The following is a 1,958-nucleotide window of genomic DNA, read 5'->3' on the forward strand; positions in this document are numbered from 1 at the left end:
AAATCTTTTGTCGATAAACCCATAGTGTGGGAAAATACCCAACCAAAAGCTGCCGAAGGTTCCGTTCAACAGGGTTTTCATTGTTCGTGCTGCGCACGCAACGAAAACTTAGCTATTATCTGCCGTATTTTTCATTTCTTTTTAATACATACTTGTGAAATTCCTGTCCAGTAGCAAGTTCCAGAACCAAGTTTTTTGAACTGTTGCGAATGTAATTTTTTAAGATTTAATTGTTTGTCAATAATTGTGGCTAAAAATTGAGCCTTTCTTCGACATTCATTTGGTTCAATTGTTTTTGATTCACTTTCTGGATAGACTTCATCAAAACCCTTGTTAAGAATGATTTTATTTTCTGTCACTGTAAAATTTAGTATATCGCCATCTAGATAAAAGTCACCACAATTAATTTTGTCATCCTCATTTTTCAATTGTAATATTCCATTATTCTTAAGGTCATTTATAATTATTTTCGCAATATTCTTATTTATTCTCTTTGTTTTGGTTATGTCCCTTTTACTTTTTTGTTTATGAAATTTTGAATTGATAGTTCCAGAAAATTTTTTATTATTTTTTTCTCTTAATATTACATTTTGCTCTCTTCCACAAAATGATATTTCATAAATCCTATTTTGTGAACTTACAGTGTTAAATAAAAATATCAGAATTACTACAGCGAATCTCTTCATAATATGGCAGATAACGGGAAACGCATTGGCGAAGTGGCGGATAAATTGAACCGAAAGTTCAATTTAGCAGTGACGTAGCCGATGTGTTTCCACAGAAGCTAAATTATTAAAAAAAAGCTGAATGTGGGACACATTCGGCGGAATAAAAAGCACAAAAGTTGAATTTTGAACTTAACCCGCCATTTTGCCAATGCGATGTTATGTGTAGTTTTTTAGTATCTTTGTCAGATGAAATTATCAGATTAGCAAATTTACTTTACGCAACGTATAGGAAGAGAATAGTTTAGTATTATTCTTCGTTTCCTTATTGTCTCTTATTGTAAATTAAATATGTTAAATAATGAAAAATTACTTCGAAAGTCCTTTTAAAGGAAAAATAATCAAAGACCACATAACTAATCCCAATATAATTTCGGGTAAATATTCTTATTATTCTGGTTATTATCACGGTCATTCATTTGACGATTGTGCTCGTTATCTGTTTCCGGACAGGAATGATGTCGATAAACTAATTATCGGTTCTTATTGTTCAATAGGGAGCGGTGCAAGTTTCATAATGGCAGGTAATCAAGGTCATAAATATGATTGGATTTCCAGTTTTCCATTTTTTTATATGTCTGAATTTGATGTTTTCAGTAAAAGCCAAGATGGATTTCAAAAAGCAGGAGATACAGTTGTTGGGAATGATGTTTGGATTGGTAGTGAAGCTATGATAATGCCAGGAGTTCAGATAGGAGATGGAGCTGTTATTGGCAGTCGTGCTTTGGTTACAAAAGATGTTGAACCTTATTCAATTGTAGGGGGAAATCCAGCCAAATTGATAAAAAAGAGATTTAGTGATGATGACATCCAAAAATTGCAGGAAATGAAATGGTGGGAATGGGATGAAGAAACCCTTTTTGAAGCAATGCCAATTCTTTGTTCAAATAAAATCGATTTGTTGTACAAGTTTTTTAGAAAAATGAAATGATAAAAAGAAGGTTCCGAAATTCGGAGCCTTTTTGTTTTAACTGCGTTTGCGGCTAAAATTACACATAACGTTTTGGGGCTTTGCGATGGTGGGGCAATCGAAGCACAAATCTTCAATTTTGCACAAAAGTTGAACCGAAGAACAACAGTTGAACTTTGCAGTTTCGCCCCACTATTGCAAAACCCTTGTTGAACTAAACCTTCGGTAGCTTTCTCAGCGCTATATTTAGTTACTTTGTAAAACTAATTAAAAATCAGTAAAATGGCAACAAAAAAAAGAGTGTAGAAGAGCTTAGAGAAAAC

Annotated in this window: 2 protein-coding genes; one reads left to right on the forward strand and one right to left on the reverse strand. The window is 32.9% G+C overall.

Annotation, left to right across the window (positions count from 1 at the left end):
- Positions 1–131: 131 nt before the first annotated feature.
- Complete coding sequence (locus tag OK344_RS13380) at positions 132–686, reverse strand: hypothetical protein (protein WP_024566454.1); 555 nt, start codon at positions 684–686, stop codon at positions 132–134.
- Positions 687–1,026: 340 nt separating this feature from the next.
- Between OK344_RS13380 and catB the strand changes: the two genes are divergently transcribed.
- Positions 1,027–1,656 carry a type B chloramphenicol O-acetyltransferase gene (gene catB / locus OK344_RS13385; RefSeq protein ID WP_010256763.1) on the forward strand — a complete coding sequence of 210 codons (630 nt, stop codon included), beginning with the start codon at positions 1,027–1,029 and terminating at the stop codon, positions 1,654–1,656.
- Positions 1,657–1,958 lie beyond the last annotated feature (302 nt).

It is taken from the genome of Kaistella yananensis, assembly GCF_026107505.2.
Taxonomy (GTDB): domain Bacteria; phylum Bacteroidota; class Bacteroidia; order Flavobacteriales; family Weeksellaceae; genus Kaistella; species Kaistella yananensis.